Origin of the sequence: Algorimicrobium echini (assembly GCF_900115185.1) — a bacterium.
GTDB lineage: Bacteria > Bacteroidota > Bacteroidia > Flavobacteriales > Flavobacteriaceae > Algorimicrobium > Algorimicrobium echini.
In genome coordinates this window covers 875,975-898,550 of record NZ_FOVN01000001.1, presented here as the reverse complement: position 1 = coordinate 898,550, position 22,576 = coordinate 875,975, and the positions used below count along the sequence as shown (strand labels likewise).

At 33.4% G+C, this 22,576-nt stretch carries 21 protein-coding genes; 3 read left to right on the top strand and 18 right to left on the bottom strand.

Annotation, left to right across the window (positions count from 1 at the left end):
- Window position 1: 1 nt before the first annotated feature.
- The 3 genes from BM239_RS04025 to BM239_RS04015 form a co-directional block, all read right to left on the bottom strand.
- Window positions 2–511: a GbsR/MarR family transcriptional regulator gene (locus BM239_RS04025; protein WP_092206336.1), complete on the bottom strand. Its 510-nt coding sequence runs from the start codon at window positions 509–511 to the stop codon at window positions 2–4.
- A gap of 126 nt (window positions 512–637) precedes the next feature.
- Window positions 638–1,657 (bottom strand): phenylalanine--tRNA ligase subunit alpha, encoded by a 1,020-nt coding sequence (gene pheS, locus BM239_RS04020; protein ID WP_092206335.1) that lies wholly within the window; start codon window positions 1,655–1,657, stop codon window positions 638–640.
- A gap of 35 nt (window positions 1,658–1,692) precedes the next feature.
- Window positions 1,693–2,049 carry a hypothetical protein gene (locus tag BM239_RS04015; protein ID WP_092206334.1) on the bottom strand — a complete coding sequence of 119 codons (357 nt, stop codon included), beginning with the start codon at window positions 2,047–2,049 and terminating at the stop codon, window positions 1,693–1,695.
- 103 nt (window positions 2,050–2,152) lie between these two features.
- Between BM239_RS04015 and BM239_RS04010 the strand changes: the two genes are divergently transcribed.
- Entirely contained in the window at window positions 2,153–2,689 is a 537-nt protein-coding gene (locus tag BM239_RS04010) for a CvpA family protein (RefSeq protein ID WP_092206333.1), read from the top strand.
- Here the strand turns inward: BM239_RS04010 and BM239_RS04005 are convergent.
- Genes BM239_RS04005 through BM239_RS03990 form a run of 4 tightly spaced genes read right to left on the bottom strand, consistent with a single transcriptional unit; the run spans window position 2,686 to window position 7,842 of the window.
- On the bottom strand, window positions 2,686–4,878 hold the full coding sequence (locus tag BM239_RS04005; protein ID WP_092206332.1) for a PepSY domain-containing protein: 2,193 nt from the start codon (window positions 4,876–4,878) through the stop codon (window positions 2,686–2,688). The genes BM239_RS04010 and BM239_RS04005 overlap by 4 nt on opposite strands.
- 33 nt (window positions 4,879–4,911) lie before the next feature.
- Window positions 4,912–5,394, bottom strand: a complete 483-nt coding sequence (locus BM239_RS04000) for a DUF2271 domain-containing protein (protein WP_092206331.1) — start codon at window positions 5,392–5,394, stop codon at window positions 4,912–4,914.
- Between the two features lie 59 nt (window positions 5,395–5,453).
- Window positions 5,454–6,929, bottom strand: coding sequence for an ankyrin repeat domain-containing protein (locus tag BM239_RS03995; protein ID WP_092206330.1), 1,476 nt, complete (start codon window positions 6,927–6,929; stop codon window positions 5,454–5,456).
- A gap of 7 nt (window positions 6,930–6,936) precedes the next feature.
- On the bottom strand, window positions 6,937–7,842 hold the full coding sequence (locus BM239_RS03990; RefSeq protein WP_092206329.1) for a DUF6607 family protein: 906 nt from the start codon (window positions 7,840–7,842) through the stop codon (window positions 6,937–6,939).
- 103 nt (window positions 7,843–7,945) lie between these two features.
- On the opposite strand from BM239_RS03990, the gene BM239_RS03985 reads away from it, so the two are divergent.
- Together BM239_RS03985 and BM239_RS03980 are read left to right on the top strand one after the other, a co-directional pair.
- Entirely contained in the window at window positions 7,946–10,084 is a 2,139-nt protein-coding gene (locus BM239_RS03985) for a TonB-dependent receptor plug domain-containing protein (RefSeq protein ID WP_092206328.1), read from the top strand.
- A 12-nt stretch (window positions 10,085–10,096) separates the two neighbouring features.
- Window positions 10,097–11,188 carry an HmuY family protein gene (locus tag BM239_RS03980; RefSeq protein ID WP_092206327.1) on the top strand — a complete coding sequence of 364 codons (1,092 nt, stop codon included), beginning with the start codon at window positions 10,097–10,099 and terminating at the stop codon, window positions 11,186–11,188.
- Window positions 11,189–11,255: 67 nt separating this feature from the next.
- On the opposite strand, the gene BM239_RS03975 is transcribed toward BM239_RS03980, so the two are convergent.
- The 11 genes from BM239_RS03975 to BM239_RS03925 form a co-directional block, all read right to left on the bottom strand.
- Complete coding sequence (locus tag BM239_RS03975; RefSeq protein ID WP_092206326.1) at window positions 11,256–11,882, bottom strand: carbonic anhydrase; 627 nt, start codon at window positions 11,880–11,882, stop codon at window positions 11,256–11,258.
- Between the two features lie 4 nt (window positions 11,883–11,886).
- Window positions 11,887–13,758 carry a SulP family inorganic anion transporter gene (locus tag BM239_RS03970; protein WP_092206325.1) on the bottom strand — a complete coding sequence of 624 codons (1,872 nt, stop codon included), beginning with the start codon at window positions 13,756–13,758 and terminating at the stop codon, window positions 11,887–11,889.
- Window positions 13,759–13,806: 48 nt separating this feature from the next.
- Window positions 13,807–14,463: a DUF2490 domain-containing protein gene (locus BM239_RS03965; RefSeq protein ID WP_092206324.1), complete on the bottom strand. Its 657-nt coding sequence runs from the start codon at window positions 14,461–14,463 to the stop codon at window positions 13,807–13,809.
- A gap of 16 nt (window positions 14,464–14,479) precedes the next feature.
- Window positions 14,480–15,109, bottom strand: a complete 630-nt coding sequence (locus BM239_RS03960; RefSeq protein WP_092206323.1) for a carbonic anhydrase family protein — start codon at window positions 15,107–15,109, stop codon at window positions 14,480–14,482.
- A gap of 23 nt (window positions 15,110–15,132) precedes the next feature.
- Complete coding sequence (locus BM239_RS03955) at window positions 15,133–15,942, bottom strand: universal stress protein (RefSeq protein ID WP_092206322.1); 810 nt, start codon at window positions 15,940–15,942, stop codon at window positions 15,133–15,135.
- Window positions 15,943–15,952: 10 nt separating this feature from the next.
- Window positions 15,953–17,545: a SulP family inorganic anion transporter gene (locus BM239_RS03950; protein ID WP_092206321.1), complete on the bottom strand. Its 1,593-nt coding sequence runs from the start codon at window positions 17,543–17,545 to the stop codon at window positions 15,953–15,955.
- Between the two features lie 90 nt (window positions 17,546–17,635).
- Window positions 17,636–17,920, bottom strand: coding sequence for a hypothetical protein (locus BM239_RS03945; protein ID WP_245758185.1), 285 nt, complete (start codon window positions 17,918–17,920; stop codon window positions 17,636–17,638).
- Between the two features lie 59 nt (window positions 17,921–17,979).
- Window positions 17,980–18,753 carry a tetratricopeptide repeat protein gene (locus BM239_RS03940; protein WP_092206777.1) on the bottom strand — a complete coding sequence of 258 codons (774 nt, stop codon included), beginning with the start codon at window positions 18,751–18,753 and terminating at the stop codon, window positions 17,980–17,982.
- A gap of 11 nt (window positions 18,754–18,764) precedes the next feature.
- Window positions 18,765–20,537 (bottom strand): BatD family protein, encoded by a 1,773-nt coding sequence (locus BM239_RS03935; RefSeq protein ID WP_092206320.1) that lies wholly within the window; start codon window positions 20,535–20,537, stop codon window positions 18,765–18,767.
- A 60-nt stretch (window positions 20,538–20,597) separates the two neighbouring features.
- Window positions 20,598–21,437 (bottom strand): tetratricopeptide repeat protein, encoded by an 840-nt coding sequence (locus BM239_RS03930; protein ID WP_092206319.1) that lies wholly within the window; start codon window positions 21,435–21,437, stop codon window positions 20,598–20,600.
- Between the two features lie 73 nt (window positions 21,438–21,510).
- Entirely contained in the window at window positions 21,511–22,548 is a 1,038-nt protein-coding gene (locus BM239_RS03925; protein ID WP_092206318.1) for a VWA domain-containing protein, read from the bottom strand.
- Window positions 22,549–22,576 lie beyond the last annotated feature (28 nt).

Genomic DNA, 22,576 nt, shown 5'->3' with positions numbered 1-22,576 from the left:
GTTAAGATGACGTTTGAGTTTTCATTGAAGCTACTTGGAATTTTAATTCCGACATGGAAGCCATAGCTAAATTTAAAAATTTTATATAATTATGATGATAGGTTAAATCAAATTTAAGCTCGGAACTCGTGCTTTTTAAAGTGTTAATTTCGCGCTTATAATCTGTTATTTCTATATGTAGTTCTTTTTCCATTTCCCACTGCCCAATCATAGCATCGATACTTTGAATTAACGAATCTGAATTGATTACAAAATATTTTTTCCTATCGCCCATTTTGGTGAAATAGGAAATTTTATGAATATCTTGCAAATGATTCAGATGTGATGAAATAGTACTTTTACTGGCGCATAAATCGGATACTAAATCATCAAAAGTAACGCCTGCTTTTCCAGTTAAAATAATATAAGCCAAAATACGCGCAGCAACGGGTGCTAACTGCTCGGAATTCTCAAAATGAACACCTAGCTTTTCAACTAATTCGTGTTTTTTTTCTTTTAATGTTTTTATCATTGCCTTAAATAGAAAGGCAAAAATAAAGTTAGTTCGGTTATTCCCGAACTAATCGAAGTTAAATAATTGTTAAATAAAAAAAGCCGATGGTATCATCGGCTTTAAATTTTATCGTTAAAAATGTCTTTATAAAGCTGATTTAAACTGCTCTAAAAAACGCACATCGTTTTCACTTAATAAACGGATGTCACCAATTTGGTGTAATAGCATAGCAATCCTATCAATTCCCATCCCGAAGGCAAAACCTGAATATTCTTTAGAGTCAATTCCGCAGTTTTCCAGTACGTTTGGATCTACCATACCACAACCCATAATTTCTAACCAACCAGTTCCTTTGGTAATCCGGTAATCTGTTTCGGTTTCCAGTCCCCAATACACATCTACTTCAGCACTAGGTTCCGTAAACGGAAAGTAGGATGGACGTAAACGAATTTTACTTTTCCCAAACATTTCCGTAGTAAAATATTGAAGGGTTTGTTTTAAATCGGCAAAACTAACGTCTTTATCAATGTATAAACCCTCTACTTGATGGAAAAAGCAATGAGAACGTGCTGAAATAGCTTCATTTCTGTAAACGCGACCTGGCGAAATAGTTCGAATAGGTGGCTTATTGTTTTCCATATAACGAACTTGTACCGAACTGGTATGCGTCCGCAATAAAATATCGGGATTGGTTTGAATAAAAAATGTATCCTGCATGTCCCGAGCTGGATGGTATTCTGGTAAATTTAATGCCGTAAAGTTATGCCAATCATCTTCAATTTCTGGCCCTTCACTAACATTAAAACCAATACGCGAAAAGATATCAATTATTTGATTCTTCACTAATGATATTGGGTGTCTAGCGCCAATTTCAATAGGTTCGCCAGGGCGTGATAAGTCATCATAAACACCTACCGTTTCTTCGTTGTTTTCTAACTCTTCTTTAAGTGTGGCAACCTTGTCTTCAGCTGTTTTTTTAAGCGCATTTATAACCTGACCAAACTCTTTTTTCTGATCATTGGCTACGTTTTTAAACTCCTTAAAATAATCGTTTAATAAACCTTTTTTTCCTAAATATTTAATTCGGAACGTTTCGACTTCCTCTTTAGATTTTGCTTGAAATGCTTCAGCTTCAGCTATTAATTCTTTTATCTTATCTATCATGATATCATTGAAAATGAGTGCAAATTTACTAATTCTTATTTTATATAATCAGCTTCTATAAAATAGTTTACTATGGCTTCTTTCATCAATACACTTTGCTCGCCTGCTTTTAAGTTTGGTAGCTGCTCTTTAACTTTATAATGTGGCCATTTGTCGTCATCAAAATAATCAAATTCATAATAACCATAAGGCTCCAAAAGTCGGCAGATAGCTATATGCATCAAATCTAATTTATGGTCTTTTTTAAACTTCCGATCCAACTGACCTAGCTCTTGCACACCAATTAGATAAATAATAGCATCTAAATCTAGCTTGTCTCCATCAGCAAATTGTGCAGATAATTTATGCACCACTTGTTCCCATCGTTCTTTTAATTGTTCGTCTCTAGACATGTTGAAAATTAAAGTTGAAAATTAAATGAAAGCAGGACTTCCATTTCAAATTCCGTTTTATTTTGGCAAAGTTAACTTATATTTGACGAAATTCTGATGTAATATGACCGTAATTGATATCATTTTAGTGGCATTTTTGGGTTTCGGACTTATACGTGGTTTCTTAAAAGGTTTTTTTGTAGAAATAGCTTCATTGGTGGCATTAATTGCAGGAATTTATGGTGCTATTCACTTCAGTTATTATGCTGCTGAAATGCTTATGAATCAAGTTGATTGGGATGAGAAAACCATTAATGTAGCTGCATTTGCCATCACCTTTATTGTGATTGTTTTAGTCATTGCTTTGGCAGGAAGAGCCTTGACCAAGTTAGCTGATTTTGCTGCTTTAGGAATTTTAAATAAGCTACTAGGTGCGCTTTTTGGTGTGGTAAAAATGGCATTAATTTTAAGTGTGTTACTCAATATTTTTGATGCTATGAACACCACGATTACTTTTGTAGATGACGAAAATACGGAAAACGCTATACTTTACAAACCTGTAAAATCCATTGCTCCCATGATTTTTCCATTTGTAATAAAATCAGCTGAAAATCAAGAAGTAGAAGAAACCGATGCTGCTTCATATTTCCCTGAAATCTAATAACAATCCAATTGAATTTGTCCGTTTTTTTTATAGATATGCAGCCCTTCTAATTGGTGTTTTTCACAAATAAGCTCCAAGGTTTTAAGTACATCGTTTTGCATGGCCAATGAGCCACATAACATTAAAACACCTTTGTTTTTTAGCGTAGCTGCCATAAATTCAGAGTCCCTTAAAAGTAAATTTTGAACATAATTATTATTGGTATCGCGTGATAGTGCTAATTCCAAACGGGCTAATTTTTGAGTTTTTAAATAGCCTTCTATTTGCGATTTGTATAATTTGTATGATTCGCTTGTCCGTAATCCGAAATACAAATGCACTGTTTTTAGTTTGGTGTTTGCATTTAACATTCCTAAAAATGGAGCAATACCAGTTCCATTAGCAATCATCACGACATGTGGTGCTTTTTTAGGAAAATGAAAAGCTGCATTATTAATAATGCGAGCTTTAAAGGTACTGCCCAAACTAAAACCGTTTAGAAAATTAGAACCCAATCCATTGTCGTAATATTTCACACTTAATTGAATATGTCCATTTACTTTTCCTATAGAATATAGACGTTCCCGATAATCATTAGCTGGATAAACAGCCAGTAAATCGCCAGAAACAAACCGTTTGGCTTGTTTGGCTTTCAGTGTCAGTATAAATGTTTGATCTGGATTATCCGCTACGTCTGTTTTGTGAACAACCGTCAGTGAATTGGTTAATTTTGGTTTAGCAACTAATTTTTCTTCAGCAATTTGAACGGGAACATGTATTTTTTCCGTCCACGAATTTGTCCATTGTTTAAAAGCATCAACCGATTTATCATTAATAGTAAAAACAGGTAAAAATTGTTTGAATTTGGTTTGCATGGCCTTATCTACATCCAAGGCAAATTTACAAAAATCAGCATAGGCATAGGAACCAAAACCAACTACGGAATATTGTAAGGTACGTGGTTGTTGGGTTGTTTTTAAAAGCTCTAAAAATTTAGTTGCATTAGTTGGTGGATCTCCTTGACCATAGGTTGCGGTTAGAATAATTAGGTGTTCTGCCTTATTAAAAGTTGTATAACTATTCAACTCTGTAATGTAAGATTTTTTACCAGCTTCTAAAAGTTGCTCATGTAAAACATTAGCAAACGGTAAGGTACTTCCGTTTTCTGATCCTACTAGAATAACAAACTCACAAACCTCCTTTTTATATTTATTTTTTAGTTTAGATTTTCGGCGTTTTACTGTCATAGCAAATCCTGAATAAATGAAAAACAGGATGTTTGCCGTAGCAAGCGCTAAAATAACAGACCATAAAATACTGCCTTTTCCCGTATGTAAATTCAGACTCAACTCCGAGTAAAATGCAACAAGCGGATACTTAATTTCACTTAAAATTTCGCCTGTAAACTGATTAATTACTAATTCTTGATTAGTTAATGCTAGGGTGTAATAATCTTCCACATCATCAGAAAACGGAAATTCTATGGCGCGAACTTCAGAGAGTTGTGTGTTTTTAAACACAGGAAAATCTTCAATGTTTAATTCTGGTGTAACTGAAATAGCATCAAAATCAATATTGTGTGTGGTATTGGAAGTTGGTAGAAAATCAAATTTCTCTAAAGACAAATACACACCTGTAATGGTGATAATAATTATGGGAATTAAAGACAAACGCCCTAAAACAATATGCCAATATTGATTAAAGTTCTCATTGATAATTTTTGAAAAGAACTTTTTAAAACTACGCTGTCTTTTCAGAATTAGAATAGAACCCGTCACTGCAATTAAAAACAACAAAAAAGAACAGAGACCAACAAAAAAGCGTCCTGTACTTTTTAAAAATAAGGATCGATGGAAATTGGTTACCCATTGAAAAAAGGGACTCACTTCTAGTTTACTGCCAATAAATTGAGCATTTTTTGGATTGATATAACCCGTTTTACTGTCGCCTTCATGGGTAATTACGGAAGCTAAAACAAAACTATTAGCATCAATTTGAACATCTATAATTTCCGGATAGGTTTGCTTTAATGTGGAAATGGTTTCGGCTACCGTTATGGTTTCAAAATCGGCTGATTTAAAAGGTTGAATTTGTTCAGAAATAGGCTGAAACGCCAAAATAATTCCCGTTATGGAGGCTAAAAGAATAAAAACAAAAGAAGACACGGCCAGGGCAAGGTGACTGTATCTCCAGATTGAAATGGTCATAAACCAAACGTATTAATTATAAGTTTAAAAAAATTAATTTGGCATCATCCGAACATAACGAATAAATCCGCTGCCTGCTTTCTTGCTTTTTACTGTTTCAGAAGTCAATGGAAATTCCACATCTTTGGTGTAATATTCCTGATCTTCCACGGCTGTTTCAAAACGGATACTATAACCAGCATTAATTTTAGAATCTTCAATATCTATAACACTAATCGTTCTGGCACCTCCAGCAATGGTTGCTCCAGTAATGGCATCTATATTGCTACGTTTTTTTCCGTAGAATTTCCACCAGTCCGTTATATCATGATACCATTCGCTGTCATCTCCTTGTACGTATAGGGTTTTTTCGTATTCGCCATCTGGATTAATTAAGGAAATAACCACATACGCAGCTTCACCTGTATAATTCGTCATTTGTATCATACATTTGTATTTGGTAGAATCTGTAAGGGTTGTAAAGGATAATAATCCAAAGGTTAAAAAACTAACAAGTATTATATGTTTTATTTTCATGGTTTCTAATTTTACTAAAACCTGCTAGGTTGATGAAAGACTAACAGGTTTTCAATTAACTACTTCAAAAAATCTAAATTGCTTTTACTGGATTTTAGAATCTCATTTTCAGATGCCAAATCGAAAGCGGTTTCATCAAATTCTGTTACCGCATCCGTTTTAGCGCCTATTGAAACTAAATATTTTAATATGTCTGAATTTTTAGCACGCATAGCAGCCAAATGCAGAGCTGTATTACCTTCACTATTTTTTGCATTTACATTAACAGGATAGGTGTTTACCCATTTTACTAAATCCAAGTTATTTTGTAAAACGGCTAAATGAAATAAGGTATTTCCGTTTGCTTGAGGTTTGCTAATATCTATTCCATTAGCTTTAATTAAGGCTATTTTTTGTTGAAACTCCTTTTGATTATTAGCATTAAAGGAATCCATAGCATACGCTATAATATTGTTTCCATTGGCATCAATAACCGAAACTTCTGCTTTGTTTTTTATTAGGAAATCAACCACCACATACGTGTTGTTTTTAAGAGCTAAAGCTAAAGCCGATTCACCTTTCTTGTTCACCGTATTAATATCTTTTACCTGTTTGTTAAGAATGGTAATGACTTCCAAATTATTTCGGTAAGCTGCGTTTAAGAAGGCTGTATTTCCATCAGCATCCGCCTGATTTACATCAACTCCTTTTTTTATAAAATAGCGTATCAAGTCTAGATCTTTACTACGAGCGGCTAAAATATGCAAAGGTGTTTTACCTTCTTTTGAAGACGTATTGGAGTTTAATCCTATTCCTTCTAAATAGGTGTAAAAGTCTAAATTATTCGTGTGGCTTCGGGTTCCATAAGCCGCAAAAATAAAGGCTTGGTTATTTCCTGTAACACCTTTTTTAAGCAGCTGATTTAACATTTCTACATTACCCGTTTTAGCAACATAATTAAAAACGCCATTACCATTAGCATCTACACTTTGGATATCGAGCCCTTTGGATGTAAAATAATTGATGAGTTTAAAATCCGTATCAAAAGGTGCAGCAAGTAGTAGTGCATTAGCTCCTGACGGTGTAAGGTCCGATTTTAAATTGGCACCATGTGCCAAACACATATCATATACTTTGGTATTGGTTTGTCCTGAACCAGCTGCAAAATTTAAAATAGTATTTCCTTTATCATCCGTTATATCCGTTTTGGCACCTTTCTTTAAAAGGTATTGCATGATTTCGGTATTACCTTTGTAAGCGGCCCAAAAAATATAGGTTCGTCCGTCATGGGTTAATTTATTGACGTCATTTCCATTATAGGATTGAATGTATTGAATGGTTTCATTGGGAGCCTCTTGCAAAATGGCATATACAACGGCATCAAAATTATTGCTATTAGCTTGCGTTATATCATGTCCTGCTTTAATTTGGATATCTACATCTTCCACAGATGGTTTGTTGCTCCAAAAATCGCGATTTAAAAACACATTATCTTGGGCATAGCTTTGAAGGCTTAAAACAAGGATTAAAGCGGATATTATAGATTTAATTTTCATAGTATTCTTATTTTACAAATGCATCAATAATAGGACTGATGGTTTCAGATGTGTTGTAATTTTCATCATCCAATAAGTATTTAAACATAGTTTTGTTATCTACTTTTTCTTCTAAAAGCAAATCCGTATTTCGTGCAAAAACAGTATCCCATTTAGCACGCACTACAGCCCATTTTTCTTTGTTTTTTACCCAATAGTCTTGAGCAGCTTTGCATTCGCTATCGGCAATTTTCACGTAGGTATTATGTCCTTTTTCTTGAGCCAAAATCACGTCTTCCTTTCCTGTTTGACGAATAACCTTATCGTTATCCTGATCATGAATCCAACCGTTGGCAACAATTTCATGTCTGTTGGTTCTAGACAACACATTATAATCGCTACGTGTTGTATATTCACGTCTTGCTAATGGTGCAGCTGTGGTATTTTCCCAATAACTTTTTCCATCGACATGAACCCAAGTAGCAGAGCCTTCATAACGCGGACTGTCATCTACTTGAAAAACGCGCTGTGTCCATTGACCAGCCACGTCTTCTTTTGGAAGTGTTACAAAGTTCCACTTGTTATCATGGTCGTAAACATATAAATTGGTGTTTTCAAACTCCCAATCTTGTCGCCAATGCTTTACAATGTATGGACGCTCTTTAGAACCCACTATTAATAAATGTTGCATGACAATTTTATCGGCATCATCTTGAACCAGCTCTACCCACTCGATTCCTTTATCATGTTTTGTATCTGATGGCACATAAGTTGAATCACCAGAATATTCAAAAGTTTCTGCAAAATTGAAGCTTACTTCATAACATCCACACATGGATTTAATGGCTTCTTGATCTAGTTGTTGCTTTGTTTGTGCGTGCAATTTAAACATACATGCTAATAATAAAAAATAGGTAAGGGCTACATGTTTCATTTTTAGTGTTTTATTTTTTCTTTTGAAATAAATTCAAAATTTTGTTATTCTTATTTAGATTGAATTAAAATAAGATTTTATATTTGCGACAAATTTATAAAGAATGAGTCTAAATAAAAATAACTATTTACTTTTTTTTCTAATTATTTTGAATTCGGTTGTCTTTGCTCAAAACACAGAAACCGACTCAACAAAAACAGAACAATTGCATGAAATAGTTATTACTGGTCAGTATAATCCGCAGTCTATAAAAAAATCAGTTCATAATGTAAAAGTGATCGATAGACAACAAATTGAAAGTCAGGCCGCAAATAACATAGCTGATTTATTGAATTTCAATTTAAATTTAACCATCATTCCAAATGCACAAACCGGAAAATCTAATATTTCTTTTTTTGGATTAGACGAACAATATTTTACGATTCTAGTGGATAATATTCCATTAGTAAGCGACAGCGGTGTGGGAAACAACATAGATTTAACGCAAATAAATTTAGATGATATAGAGCGTATTGAAATTGTGGAAGGTGCCATGGGTGTGGAATATGGTGCGAATGCTGTTTCTGGAGTTATAAACATTATCACCAAAAAATCTATTGACAATAAATGGGAAATTCAAACCGCTATTCAAGAAGAAACCGTAGGAGATGAATATGCTTGGTTTAACGAAGGACGCCACATACAACTTGTAAATGTCGCCCATAATATTACTGATAAATGGTTTACAAGAGTGGGTTTTAACCGAAATCAATTTGCCGGTTATTTTGGTGATCAGCAAGGAAAAGAATACTACCAGAATGATGGGTTGCGTGGTTATGAGTGGTTGCCTAAAATACAGCTAAACACAAATGCTTTAATTAATTATCAATCTGAAGCCTTTAGAATCACTTACCGCTTTGATTACTTTAATGAGATTTTAAATTTTTACGGTACAACCGTAAGACCTAATATTGATATTAACGCTCAAACTTCCAACCCATCTGCTACCGATAGGATTTTTAAAACAAACCGTTTTGTAAACAACATTAATTTATCAGGACATTTTAAATCTGGAATCAATTATAAAGCATCCTTTTCGTACCAGCAACAGGAACGTCGTCTTAATGAGTTTAATTATTTTATTCTTACTGAAGATACAAGCAATGAAACAGACGAAACCTACCAATCCACCAAAGTGTTTTTCTCTAATGGTGCTATAAATAACCTCATTAAAAATGAAAAATTCAATTTCCAATTAGGATATGAAACACGCTTTATTGAAGGTTTTGATACACAAGCAACAGGCGTACAAACCCAACTTGATAAATCGCAATCGGTGTCTAGTTTAGCAGGTTATGCATCTGTTGAATATCACTTTACCGATAAAATATCTGTTCGTCCAGGTATGCGTTATGAATATAATTCACAATTCAATTCAAAAGTAACAGGATCTTTAAGTGCACGTTATTTAATGAATCATGGGTTTGAATTACGCGCCGAATTAGGAAGCTCTTACCGAACACCAAGTTTTGAGGAGTTGTATTATTACTTTGTAGATTCCAATCATGATGTCCAGGGTAACGAAAATTTAAATCCAGAAAACGGTTATACCGCATTTTTAAATTTAAAAAAACGCAGTTGGTTTAATAAACTAGCTCTGGTTAATGAATTTAAAATTAGCTACTTGTCTTTGGATGATAAAATTGATTTAGCCATTGTAAACGCACTACCACTTCAATATCAATACATAAATATAGATAACTACAAGCTTATTGGTGCTACTATAGATAATAGTATTAAAGCTGATAATTGGTCCTTTAATTTAGGCGCTACGCTTCAAGGAATTTCGCGTGGTTTAGAGAATGAAGCAAATGCAAACAACGATTTTTTATATGCCTTCCAAATTAATTCAGGTGCTACTTACAATGCCGAAAAATGGGATACTTATTTCACCGTACTCTACAAATACAATGGAGCTCAAGAAAACTATGTTGCTAGTGGTGGCACTGACTCTGAAGGAAATAATCTTTTTGTTAAAGAAACTTTAGAGGCCTATAGCTGGCTAGATGCTTCTATTAAAAAATCATTTTTTCATGATGTTTTTAATGTAACTCTTGGGGCTAGAAATATATTGGATATTACAACTGTGGATCTTCAAAATTCCACTTCTAATGGTGGTACACACGCTGGAAACACCCAAAATATCACGTTAGGTTATGGACGCTCATTTTACTTAAAACTATTATATAAATTCAAATTTTAAACACTACATATTATGATTAACAAATTCTTATCAATTCTTTTCACATTCGCATTATTTACTACTTTTAGTTGTAGTAGTGATGACAACAACACACCTTCTAGCCCTATTAATATAGTTATTGAAGGCGCATCGGTAGCACCAGAAGTTGGTGGTCCAAACCAGCAAAATCAAGTTTATATTGATTTGAGTACCAATACAGCAACCAGTGTACAACGCGATTCTTGGGATTTAGGGTTTTATTCTGGATCGGAATTTAGAGTAGCTATTAATGGGTCTATTTATATGGCTGTAGCGGAACTTACGGCTTCAGATATTGATGTCATAAATTCTTCAAATTTAGAAGTTCAAACTTTACAACCGCAAGTAGCAGTTGGTACTTTTGAAGATGTTAGTGCAGGTTTTATAGATGCGCCTTTTGGTAATATTGACAGGACAGCCATTAATGTTATTTCTGATGATGCTATTTCAAACCATGTGTATTTAGTTAATTTAGGTTATGAAGTAAGCACCGTAACGCCAGCTAATGGTAGCGTAGAAGTTTCAGGCAATCCAAGGGGTTGGAAAAAAATTCGTATTACTAAAAGCGGAAACGATTACGTATTACAATATGCTGATTTAGATGCTACAACGCATAATACCGTTACTATTTCAAAAAACACAGATTATAATTTTACATTTTTTAGCTTTGATACAGAATCTGAAGTTAGTGTAGAGCCTCCAAAAACGGAATGGGATTTAAACTTTACCGTGTTTACTAATGAAATTACAGGATATGGTGCTTATGGTTATACCGATTTTGTAGTTAATAATAGTAAAGGAAATACAACCGCTTATATGATTGATTCCGATGTTGACACCGAATTAAGTTATGAAAACTTTATGTTAGCCAATGTTGTAGACACAAACTTTAGTAACGATCAACGTTCAATTGGAAGTAGCTGGAGAAATGGTGGTGGACCAGGAACGTTGCCTTCCTTAAAAGAAAACGTGTTTTACATTGTTAACGATACAGAAGGTAATTTATACAAATTGAAATTTTTAGCATTAACAAATGCTGATGGTGAGCGTGGGCATCCAGAATTTGTGTATAGTTTATTGCAATAAGATATCATCTTTCTTCGGAATGATAAACCATAAAAAAACCGCTTCAATTGAAGCGGTTTTTTATGATTTAATCCAAGTGATAAATTTCTCGAATATCTTCAAGATATTTTACAAAATTAATTTTTAAGTCAATCAATTCTCCTGAATGGATATCAAATACCCAACCGTGAACCTGTAAATTACGCTCGCGTATAGCCTTTTGTACGGCAGCTGTTTTAATTAGGTTAACGCATTGTTCTTTAACGTTGAGTTCAACTAACCTATCGTACCGTTTTTCCTCACTTTCTATAGCATTTAATTCATCTTTATGAATTCTATACACGTCTCTTATATTTCGTAACCATGGGTTTAAAATACCTAAATCAGCAGATTGCATAGCAGCTTTTACACCACCACACGAATAGTGTCCACAAACCACAACATGATTTACTTTAAGATGTACCACAGCATATTCAACAACAGACATTGCGTTTAAATCTGTTCCAGAAACCATATTAGCTATATTTCTATGCACAAAAACTTCACCAGGTCCAAGACCCATTAATTCTTCAGCTGTTACACGACTATCTGAACAACCTATAAACAGTAATTCAGGGCTTTGTCCTTCACCTAACTCGTTAAAATAATTTGGGTCTGCTTGTAACTTATTTTGAATCCACGCTTTGTTATTATCGAAAACAGTTTTTAAATCCATAATTTTAGTAGGTATCTTTTACATTATTTTTAACCCAAAGTATACATTCTTTAAAAGAAGAAAAAATATGATTTTTGGGTATCAAATCTGGAATGATACCAATACGCTCCATCATATATTCGGGTTGTTTTAATAAGCCTACAAATAAAACCGTAATATTATTTTTATTTAATTCTTGTAGCACATCTTCCATAGCATATAACCCAGACTGATCCATATATTGCATGCGTCCTAAACGGATGATAACGGTTTTAGCTGTGAGTGGAATTTGTCCTGCCAAACTTTGAAAATCACTAGTTGAACCAAAAAACAGTGGTCCTTTTAAGTGCTTAATAAAAACTTCTTCTTTTAATTTTTCAGGAAAGTCCGATTCATCTGCCCATGATTTTTCTTTTGAAAGAGCTTTAACATCAGAACGTTGGGCTGTTAAATCTCCAATTGTTTTCATAAACATTAATGAAGCAATAACTAATCCAATTCCAACAGCATACACTAAATTCCAAAAGGTTGAAAGAAATAGTACAATGAGCATAATTAAAACCTCCGAACTTAATTTTAAAGGCCCAATTTTTATATCTTTTGGTAAGCTTGGAATGGCTTTTAAACCTTTATAATCCATGACACCTATACCTACGGTAATTAAAATACCTGCTAAAACTGCTGCAGGAATATCTGATGCCAATCCTGGCAAACCTGGTATTAAAAGAATGCAGAGTAATAATAATCCAGCTATCATACCAGACAACTTGGTTTTACCACCTGAATTAATATTTACCACTGTTCGGATAGTTGCTCCTGCTCCTGGAATTCCTCCAAAGAAGGCTGCAACACTGTTTCCAATTCCTTGTCCTACTAATTCTTTATTGGGTTGGTGCTTGGTTTTAGTCATGTTATCTGCCACCACACTGGTTAATAAAGAGTCTATAGCGCCCAATAACGCAAGTGTTAAAGCTGTAAAAATGTAAGGCGTTATTGTACCCAATTTAAAATTGGTTAAAATCTCTAAATTTGGAATGGGCAATCCACTTGGAATTTCTTCTATTGGCCTATAGTTTAAACCAAAAATCATGGCCACACCCGACATAACGACAAGGGATACCAATGTGCTTGGCACAACGGTTGTAATCCGTTTAAATCCATAGATTATAATAATGGTACCAAGAGCCAAAAGGACTTCCAGCCAATTAAAATTTTGAAGTGCACGTCCTAAAACTTTTATTGTACCTAAAACACCTGAAGCTTCTTTGGCAGCCAAGGTTTTAGATTCTTTTAAAATATCAGCTTCTGTTACTAATTCTGCTCTAGCAATTGTTTCCCTAAAATCCTCAAGAACCAAAATACCTTCACCAGCCTCTTCAATTAAAATATTTTCTAATATCGCTTCTTCTGCTTGTGGTTTAAAAGTACTAACAAATTCGGTATCTTCTTTTGGGTAATAACCAACAGCAGGCAAGATTTGAGTAATTAAAATAATCACACCAATGGCAGTCATAAAACCAGATACAACTGGATACGGTATGTATCGAATGTATTTTCCTAGTCCTAAAGCTCCCAATCCAATTTGAATGAGACCTGCTAATAAAAATACCGTTAAAATAGCTGGTAAAGCTTTAGTTACATCACCATCGTTTGCAGCAATTATACCCGCAATAACCACCATACTTACAGCTGTCATAGGTGCTGTTGGACCAGAAATTTGTGTATTGGTTCCACCAAAAAGGGCTGCGAAAAAACTAATAAAAATAGCACCATACAGTCCGGCACTTGGCCCTAAACCCGAAGAAACTCCAAATGCTAGTGCTAAAGGTAGTGCAACTATTCCGGCTGTAATTCCGCCGAATGCATCACCTTTGAAGTTTGAAAATAGTTTTTTCATAATTATTTTAAATTTTGGTCTTTGTACTATTGGTTCTGCTTCTTTTTTCTAGAATGTTACAAAGGTCATGATATTAAATTGATCTCGGTTATAAGATTCAAAGAATTGATTCATATATCCTGCCTCCAATTTTATGGCATCACTGATTTTATAGCCTAAACCTAAATAAGCTCTATTTCTATCAAAAACAGGACTTTCTAAATTAAGGAAAATCTCGTTATATGCAGAAACAAAATACGTATTAGATTTATTGAGAGGAATATTTATACCTAAAAAATATCTAAACCGCATTTTAAAGTCGCTTTCAACAAATCGCTGCTCGAACCTATAACGATGTAATAACTTAACAAAGCTTATATCTTGTTTTGAAATAAACTGCTGAAAAATTCGATGCTCATTAATTGAAATTTTATCTTCTGAATTAGACAAGTAATTTTCTGATAAAATATATCCATACCCTAATAATACATTACTTTTACCTTCATTAAAACTATAGCCTAATCCGGTTCTTAAAAGTAACTGTTCTAAATCTCCTATAGCATTATAATTTCTGTATTGTAATTCATTATGGATATTCCATTTAGAATTAATTTTTTTATTTCCAATGTAAATTAACCAATTTCCAAAATTACTGTCTTGTGCTTTTAAAAAAGAAGGTAGTATTAGCAACAAAGTTAACACTACCATATTTATTTCCTTGTTCATATATCAATTATCTTCTTTATTCAATAAATTTTACTTCACCAGTATTAATATCATACATAGCGCCAACAATCATAATTTGGCCATTTTTTTCCATATCACTTAAAACCGGACTTTCCTCATGAATTCTAGCAATGGTAAGTTCAATGTTTTTAGCAGAAACAGCGTCTACAAAATCTAAATTTGCAGAAGTTCTTTTGCTTTCATCTGCAGGTTCTGAAACGGCTTTGACTGCTGGTTTAATTTTACTTAACATACGTGTTAAATTCCCTAATTTAGCATCGTCACAGGCTCCTTTTATGGCTCCACAACTTGTATGACCCAAAACAACTATTAGCTTTGTTCCTGCTAATTTACAGGCAAATTCCATGCTCCCTAAAATGTCTTCATTGACAAAATTCCCAGCTATTCTAACACTAAAAATATCTCCTAATCCTTGGTCAAAAACTAATTCGGCAGATACTCTAGAATCAATACAACTTAATATCGTTGCAAATGGAAATTGCCCATCACTTGTATCATTTACTTGTTCTAGTAAATTTCTATTCGCTTTCAAATTATTTTGAAACCTAACATTTCCTTCTTTTAAATACTGTAATGACTTTTCGGGTGTCATTGTAGCTTGTGTTTCTCTTGTGTGTGCTTTCATAATTTTATTTTAAAAATTGTTAATTATTTTTGACTTGATATTAATAAGGATACATTTAATTTATCAATGATATTTTTAACATCAATCTGTTTCGTGTTTTTCTGTTTATTTTCCTTTTTATTCCTATCGATTAACAATAGGTTTATATTACTTTTCAATACATAGTTAGACAAGTTATTTATGGTGTTATCATTATGCTCAAAAACATACTCAACTATTTTGGTCTGTTCATGTTGGTTTTCTTGAGCCATGTCTATTTGATTATTAGTAAAGCTGAAAATTTTTAAAGATTCATTCGTACCCTCTAAAAGTTCTTTTGGAAATTCATTGTGTAATAAAGTCAGCTCACCATTTAGAACACCGATTGACATGTCTTTATTGGGCTCTAATACATGATCATTATTAGCTATCAGTATAGCTCCTTTGTGTGTATTCAATACAAACTCCGTTATACTATCTCCTAAAAGGCTTATAGGTTTCGGTTTTCTATTCCCCAAAATAATAATGTCTGGTTTATTTTTAGAAATATAATCACCTATTTCATTTTTTACATTACCAAAAGTATAGCTGTAATCTACCTTTAAATCATAGGTTTTATGAACCGAGCTTACAAGTTCTTCTATACTTTTCTTGGTTTTAGTATGTTGTTCATTGATACTGCGAAAGGTGGATAACTGACTTTCTCTTTCTACAATATCTGTTGGTTTTTTTACATGGAAAAATTGCACATGACCATCAATTTTTTTTGATAAACTAACCGCACTTTTTAATAGTTGGTTATTTGAATCTTTTAAGTCAGATAGCACGAGAATGTTATATTTACCTTTTTTCATGCTATTTCTTTTAACTTAAACTTAAGTTTGATTTTGGTCTCTCTTTAAAAAACCTGATGAAACTTGATGGGTTTTCAACTATTCCCCGTTTTGACATTAATTTGATATCAATATTTCGTTCCTTCGCTTTGTGCAAGAAATCTTCTAATATTTCAACAATATCATGATCCAAATAACGCGTTTTAATTAGATCTAGTTCCAAATAAGTGTCTCTAGGTAAACTATCCAGTTCGTTAAGAATTGCGCCTTTATTAAAGAAAGTAACTTCTTCAGCAAGTGTCATTTTTATTTTATGCTTGCCATTGCTTTTATCTTCAATATGAAGGAAATGAGAATTTTGGTAGCTTTTTAATAAAATTACCACAATTCCAACCATTAAACCTAATCCAATTCCGAAGAGTAAATCTGTAAATACTATACCAAGTACAGTAACTATGAATGGTACCCATTGTTTCCAGCCTAAATGATACATTTCTTTAAACAAACCAGGTTTAGCAAGCTTATATCCTACCAGTAAAAGAATAGCTGCCAAAACAGACAACGGTATCATGTTTAATAATTTAGGTATTAAAACTACAGAAATTAACAACATGAATCCATGTAAAATAGTTGATAATTTACTTTTTCCTCCCGACTGTATATTAGCGGAACTTCTAACAATTACTTGCGTTATTGGTAAACCACCTATTAAGCCCGAAATCATGTTCCCTGTTCCCTGCGCTAATAATTCTCTATTTGTAGGTGTTACGTTTTTATTAGGATCCAATTTATCTGACGCCTCCACACATAATAAGGTCTCTAAACTTGCCACTAACGCAATAGTAAAGGCTGTTACCCAAATATCTACATTGGTTATAACAGAAAAGTTAGGAAAACTAAATTGATTCAAAAAATCAGAAGCATTTTCTGGAATAGGCACGCTTACCATATGATTTTTTCCTATAGAAAGTATGTCACTACCTTGGACAACTGTATAGAAAATAATCCCTAAAACAACCACAACAAAAGGCCCTTGGATAAGTTCAAAAAGTTTTGATTTTTTACTTAAAATTTTCTCCCAAAACACCAATAAAAACAAACTAACTATTCCTATTAGAGCAGCTCCTGGATGAATATTACTTAACATAGTAAACAATTCAGAAAAGGTATTTCCACCGTCAATTTCAAAAAATTCTAAATCCCAAGCTGATGCTTCATCATAACCGAAAAAATTAGGGATTTGTTTTAAAATTATGATAATACCAATTCCTGTTAGCATCCCTTTAATTACGGATGACGGGAAATAATATCCAATAATTCCAGCTTTAAGAATTCCGAAAATCAATTGAATAGCACCTCCTAAAACAACAGCAACAAGAAAATTCTCATAACCTCCTAAAGTTCCAATAGCAGTTAATACAATTGCAGCCAAACCTGCTGCCGGACCACTTACTCCAATTTTGGAGCCACTTAAACTTCCTACAACAATTCCACCAACAATACCTGCTATTAATCCTGAAAACAAAGGTGCACCACTGGCAAGAGCAATACCTAAACATAAAGGCAAAGCCACAAAAAACACGACAATACTCGCTGGTAAGTCGTTCTTAATATTTTTAAACATACATATAAATAATTATGCTTCTAATCTTTCTTTTTTTTGATTAGAAGTGTTAATAAAAGAAATAGGCTAACTCATTAGCCAAAACGAAATTTATATGATGTAATCGGGTGGTGGTGAAATTAAATTTAGATGAGGTTTAGAATAATTTTTAAAATAATATCCTAAATATTCTTTTGAATCTGTTCCATATAGGTTGTCCGATTCATGGTATTCATTGTTTGAAATGGGAAATTTTAAGTTTTCATTTTCTTCTTCAGCAATACTGTAGAACATGGAAACATCAATAGTATCATCTACTGCAATAAGTATTGATGGCGCTGAAATAAACGCCAAAAATAGGACAGACATTAAAATTGCAATAGTATGTTTCCTCATGAAATAATCTTAAAAAAACAAATATACCTTTTTTAGATTTTTTATGATGTTAAATTTTCTTAAAACGAATCCAATAACTTAATATCTTCAGAATGTATCCAACCTGTTTTACCATCGGTTAGTTTTATTTTTTTCCAATTTTTAACGGTATCTAACACTTGAACTTTAGTCCCTTCATGAAGAATAAAGGCTTCAGTGCTTCGTAAATTTGGTTCGCTTTTTATTTTACTTTCTTGCGCAAATACAATAGCTGGATTATCATTTTTATCCAAATCGTATTTATTAAATGCTGAAACTAGAGATCCTAACATTAAAACAAGACCAACAAATCCTAAAGTGAATGAAAAGCGTTTGGTTTTTGTTCCTTTAGCCAAATAATAATTAATAAATGCAAATACGGACAAAAACACAAAACAAATGGCCAGAATTGCCCAAGCGTCAAAACTTACAGCATGAGACACCTGATTAATTACTTTTGAGATACCTACTTCTGGAACCACGTCTATAGCATCCAATGTCATGTTTTTAGCAAATGCCATATTCTGCTTAATTTCCGAATCGTTAGGCGCTAATTGTAACGCTTTCTCATAATAAAAAATGCTAGGTGCAATATGGTTTAGTTTGTAATGTGCATTGGCCAAATTAAAATACAATTCTGCTGAATGCATATCCGTATCCAAAATCTGCTGATATTTTTTAATAGCCTCTTCGTATTGAGCATCATTATATAAGGTGTTTCCTTGTTCAAATAACTGGGTGTTTTGCGCCATTGAACAAAAACTAAATAGCGCTATTGCTAGCGTAAAGATATATGTCTTTTGAAATTGTATCATCTGTAACATATCTATTTTAATTCTTTATCAATTTGTGAAATAGTGCTTGCAGCGCGCTCATAATCTTGTTGCATTTCTACCTGTGTAATTGGTGTATAACGCGCCAATTCACAATTTTTTAGAATGGTTATAAAACCCGTTATAGTTTGCTGACTTACTTGTCCTTTAGACAAAAGTTCCTGTATTTTTTCTTTACTTAATTCTGTGGTTTCAATATGAAGGGTGGCTTTTAAATAGTTATGTAAAGCTTTTTCTAAAGCTATGTAAAACGCTTCTTTTTTTCCTAAAGCTTTTTTGGCTTCACTTAAATATTTTTTAGCAAGTTTATCAGCCTTACGAATTTTGTTTCCAAAGACATCCGCATCACGCTTTTCTTTGTTCTTTTTAAACACCATAACTAATGGAATAGCCAAAAATGGCATTATAAGGGCTGTCCAGAATCCAATAGATTTAAAAAAGTGATTGGGCTTGGTACTGGTAAAATTGGTGTCCGTTTTTATAAATGCAAACTGATTACTATTTAAAACAACACGCTGCTTATCGCCTCCTGCAGCTGTAATATCTTGATTACCTGTTTGATTTGTTGGCCCTTGTAACACATCAATAATAATTTCATTAGAATTTATGGTTTTGTAAGACTCTGTTTTTAAATCGAAATAAGAAAAGGAGATATTTGGAATAGGGTATTTTCCTTTAAATTGTGGTACAACCGTATAACTATCTGAAATACGCCCTTGCATACCGTTTAAATTGGTGCGGACATCTTCTAAATGCTCTGGCTCATAAACCTCCAATGAACTCGGTAAATTTAATTTAGGTAGTTGGAATAACTTTAAATTACCTGAACCCGAAACTTCCACTTTTGCTTGTAAAGACTCTGTAGCGTTTAATGAGGTTTTAGAAGTAGTCACTTTAAAATTAAAATCGCCTACAGCGCCTGTAAAATCGGCTGGTTTTCCTTGTTCTGGAAGCGGTTTTACATTAATGGTTCGTCTTCCAGCAGAAACGGTTTTATGCGCTTGAGACATTAAACGGCCTCCAAAAATATCACGCCTATTTGTTGGCACCTCCACCGTAATATCTAAACTTAACGGTTCAATTTCTAGTTCACCCGTTTTTTGTGGGTATAAAACCGTTTTTCGCAATATCACATACCGATAATCTTCGCCTTTATATGTGCCGTTCTGAACTTTTAATTGTCGGATATCTATATTCTGACTCCAAAAATCACTGTATTTTGGATTATCTATTTCACGCCAATTACTAACACCAGTATCTGGTGAAACGTATAGTTTATAAACAACAGTTATCGCCTCGTTTAAAAAGGGTTTATCATCTGAAATTTCAGCTACAAGATGTATGTTCTCTGAAGCAATATAATCGGCATTATTACCATCTTTAGGCGCTTCTACTGCGCTAGTAACAACAACCGAAATGGGAGTTGTTTTATAGATTTCGCCATCAATTTCAATAACAGCTTGATTGATGGTAAAGGCTCCTTGCCGTTTTGGTGCTAAAAAATAGCTGTAAGTTTTGGAATAGGAGCGTTTTCCATTAATCCAAGAATTGCTAACGGCTTGATTTGGACCACCTACAACGGTAAAATTGCTAAAGTCTGGTGGGTTAAAATTATCGCCATCTTTATTCATTTCAAAATCAACGCGCAAACGCTCATTAATGCCTAATTTTTTCTTGCTTACTTTAGCTTCAAAAGTAATTTGGGCACTTGCTATAGTACTTGATAGTACTAGTAAAATAACTGCAATGTGTTTTATGAGTTTCATGATATCGTTCTATCCGCTTCTATTATCTCTTTTATAACTTTTAACTATTTTGTAACCTACCTACCAATCTTTTTCTGTTTGGATTTTAACACCTTTTTGTTTTTCAGCATTCATTTTTTCTTGCACTTTAGACTCTTGATTATTCATAGCTTCTAATAAGTTTTTCATTTGCTGTGGCGACATTTGTCCTGGTTGCGGTTTTGGTGGTTGCTGCTGTTGCTCATTATCTTTTCCAGGGTCTTGGTTTTCTTTACCTTGTTCTTCTTTATCGTCTTTAGGCTTTCCATCTTCATCCTTTTTATCATCGCCTTCCTTTTTATCTTGGTCGCCTTTGTCTTTCTGGTCGTCTTGGTCGCCTTCTTTATCTTTATCTTGGTCTTTATCCTTATTGTCGTCTTGATTTTCTTGATCTTTATTATCGTCCTGATTTTGATCTTCTTGCTGTTTTGCACAATCTTTGGCTAATGCTAAATTGTATCGCGACTCATCATCAGTTGGGTTATTTCGCAAAGCATTTTTATAAGCCTCAACCGCTTCTTTACATTTTTTATTTTGCATTAAAATATTTCCAATGTTATGAAATGCTTGATGCTTTTCAGATTTAGAAGTGGTTGCTTTGACTGATTTTTGCAATTGATACAGAGCCTCTTCTAAATTACCTTCTAAAATTTGAGAAGTTCCTAAATTATAACCTCCTACTGCTTCCGTTGGTGCTTCAGAAATAGCTTCACGATAAGCCATTTCAGCAGAAACAAAATCGTCTTCACCCAAAAGGTTATTACCTTGGTAAACAAGATCGTTAGCGTTTTTAGCTGCTTGTAGTTGCACGTCCTTTTCATCCTCTTGGGAAAAGACAGCTACCGACATTAGAGCAAATATGTAAATTAATAGGTTTTTCATTGGTACCTTTAAAAGTATAAAACTACTGGTTTCTAATCCGTTAAATATATTATAAAATTCCTTTTGAAAATCTTTATAGGTTTTCGTTGAATAAATTGAGCCGTTTAAGCCAAGCTGTTTTACGTTCTAACAAGAAAATATCGATAAATAAGAAGAAAATTGCTAGGCCTAAAAACCATTGAAATTGGTCTTTAAAATCTGCAAATTGTTTGGCCTCATATTCTTTTTTATCCATACCGTTCAAAATATCTGTTATGGCATCCACAACCTCATTGGTGTTTCTACCGTTTATATAGGTTCCATTTGCTTCATCAGCTATTTCCATTAAGGTGCTTTCGTCTAATTTTGTAATGACTGTTTCGCCAGTATTATCTTTTTTATAGTTTAAAACAACACCATTTCTTTTTATTGGAATAGGGCCACCTTTAACATCTCCAACACCAATAGTAAAAATCCTGATACCTTCTTCATTGGCTTCACTGGCTACATTTTCTGCCATTTCTGTATGATCTTCACCATCTGAAATAAGAATTAAAACACGATTGGTTTGTTGGTCATCATCAAAATAAGTTTTGGATAATTCTATAGCTTCATTAATTGCAGTTCCTTGTGATGAAAGCATATCAGTATTCATACCTTGTAAAAACATTTTTGCCGAAGCATAGTCTGTTGTAATTGGTAATTGCGGAAATGCTTTTCCTGCGTATGCAATAATTCCAACCCGATCGCCTGCCAGGTTATTAATAATTTGTGTTACTAGCTGTTTTGCCTTATCCAAACGATTGGGCGCAATATCTTCGGCTAGCATACTTTTGGAAACATCTACTGCAAAAACAATATCTACACCCTCGCGTTTTACGGTTTCAAGTTTGGTTCCAATTTTAGGGTTAACCAAAGCTAAAGCCAAACATGCAAATGCTAAACTTAAAACAAGAACTTTTAATGCCGTTTTAAAACCAGATTGATTAGGACTTAAACGTTTTAATAAGCGCTTGTCGGCAAATTTCCTTTGCGTTCGTTTTTTCCAAAATTGAAGCACCAAATATAGGAGCATAATTACCGGAATAACTGCTAAAACCCAAAACCATATTTTTTCTTCTAATTGATACATATTAATTTCCCATGACAATGGGAATCTT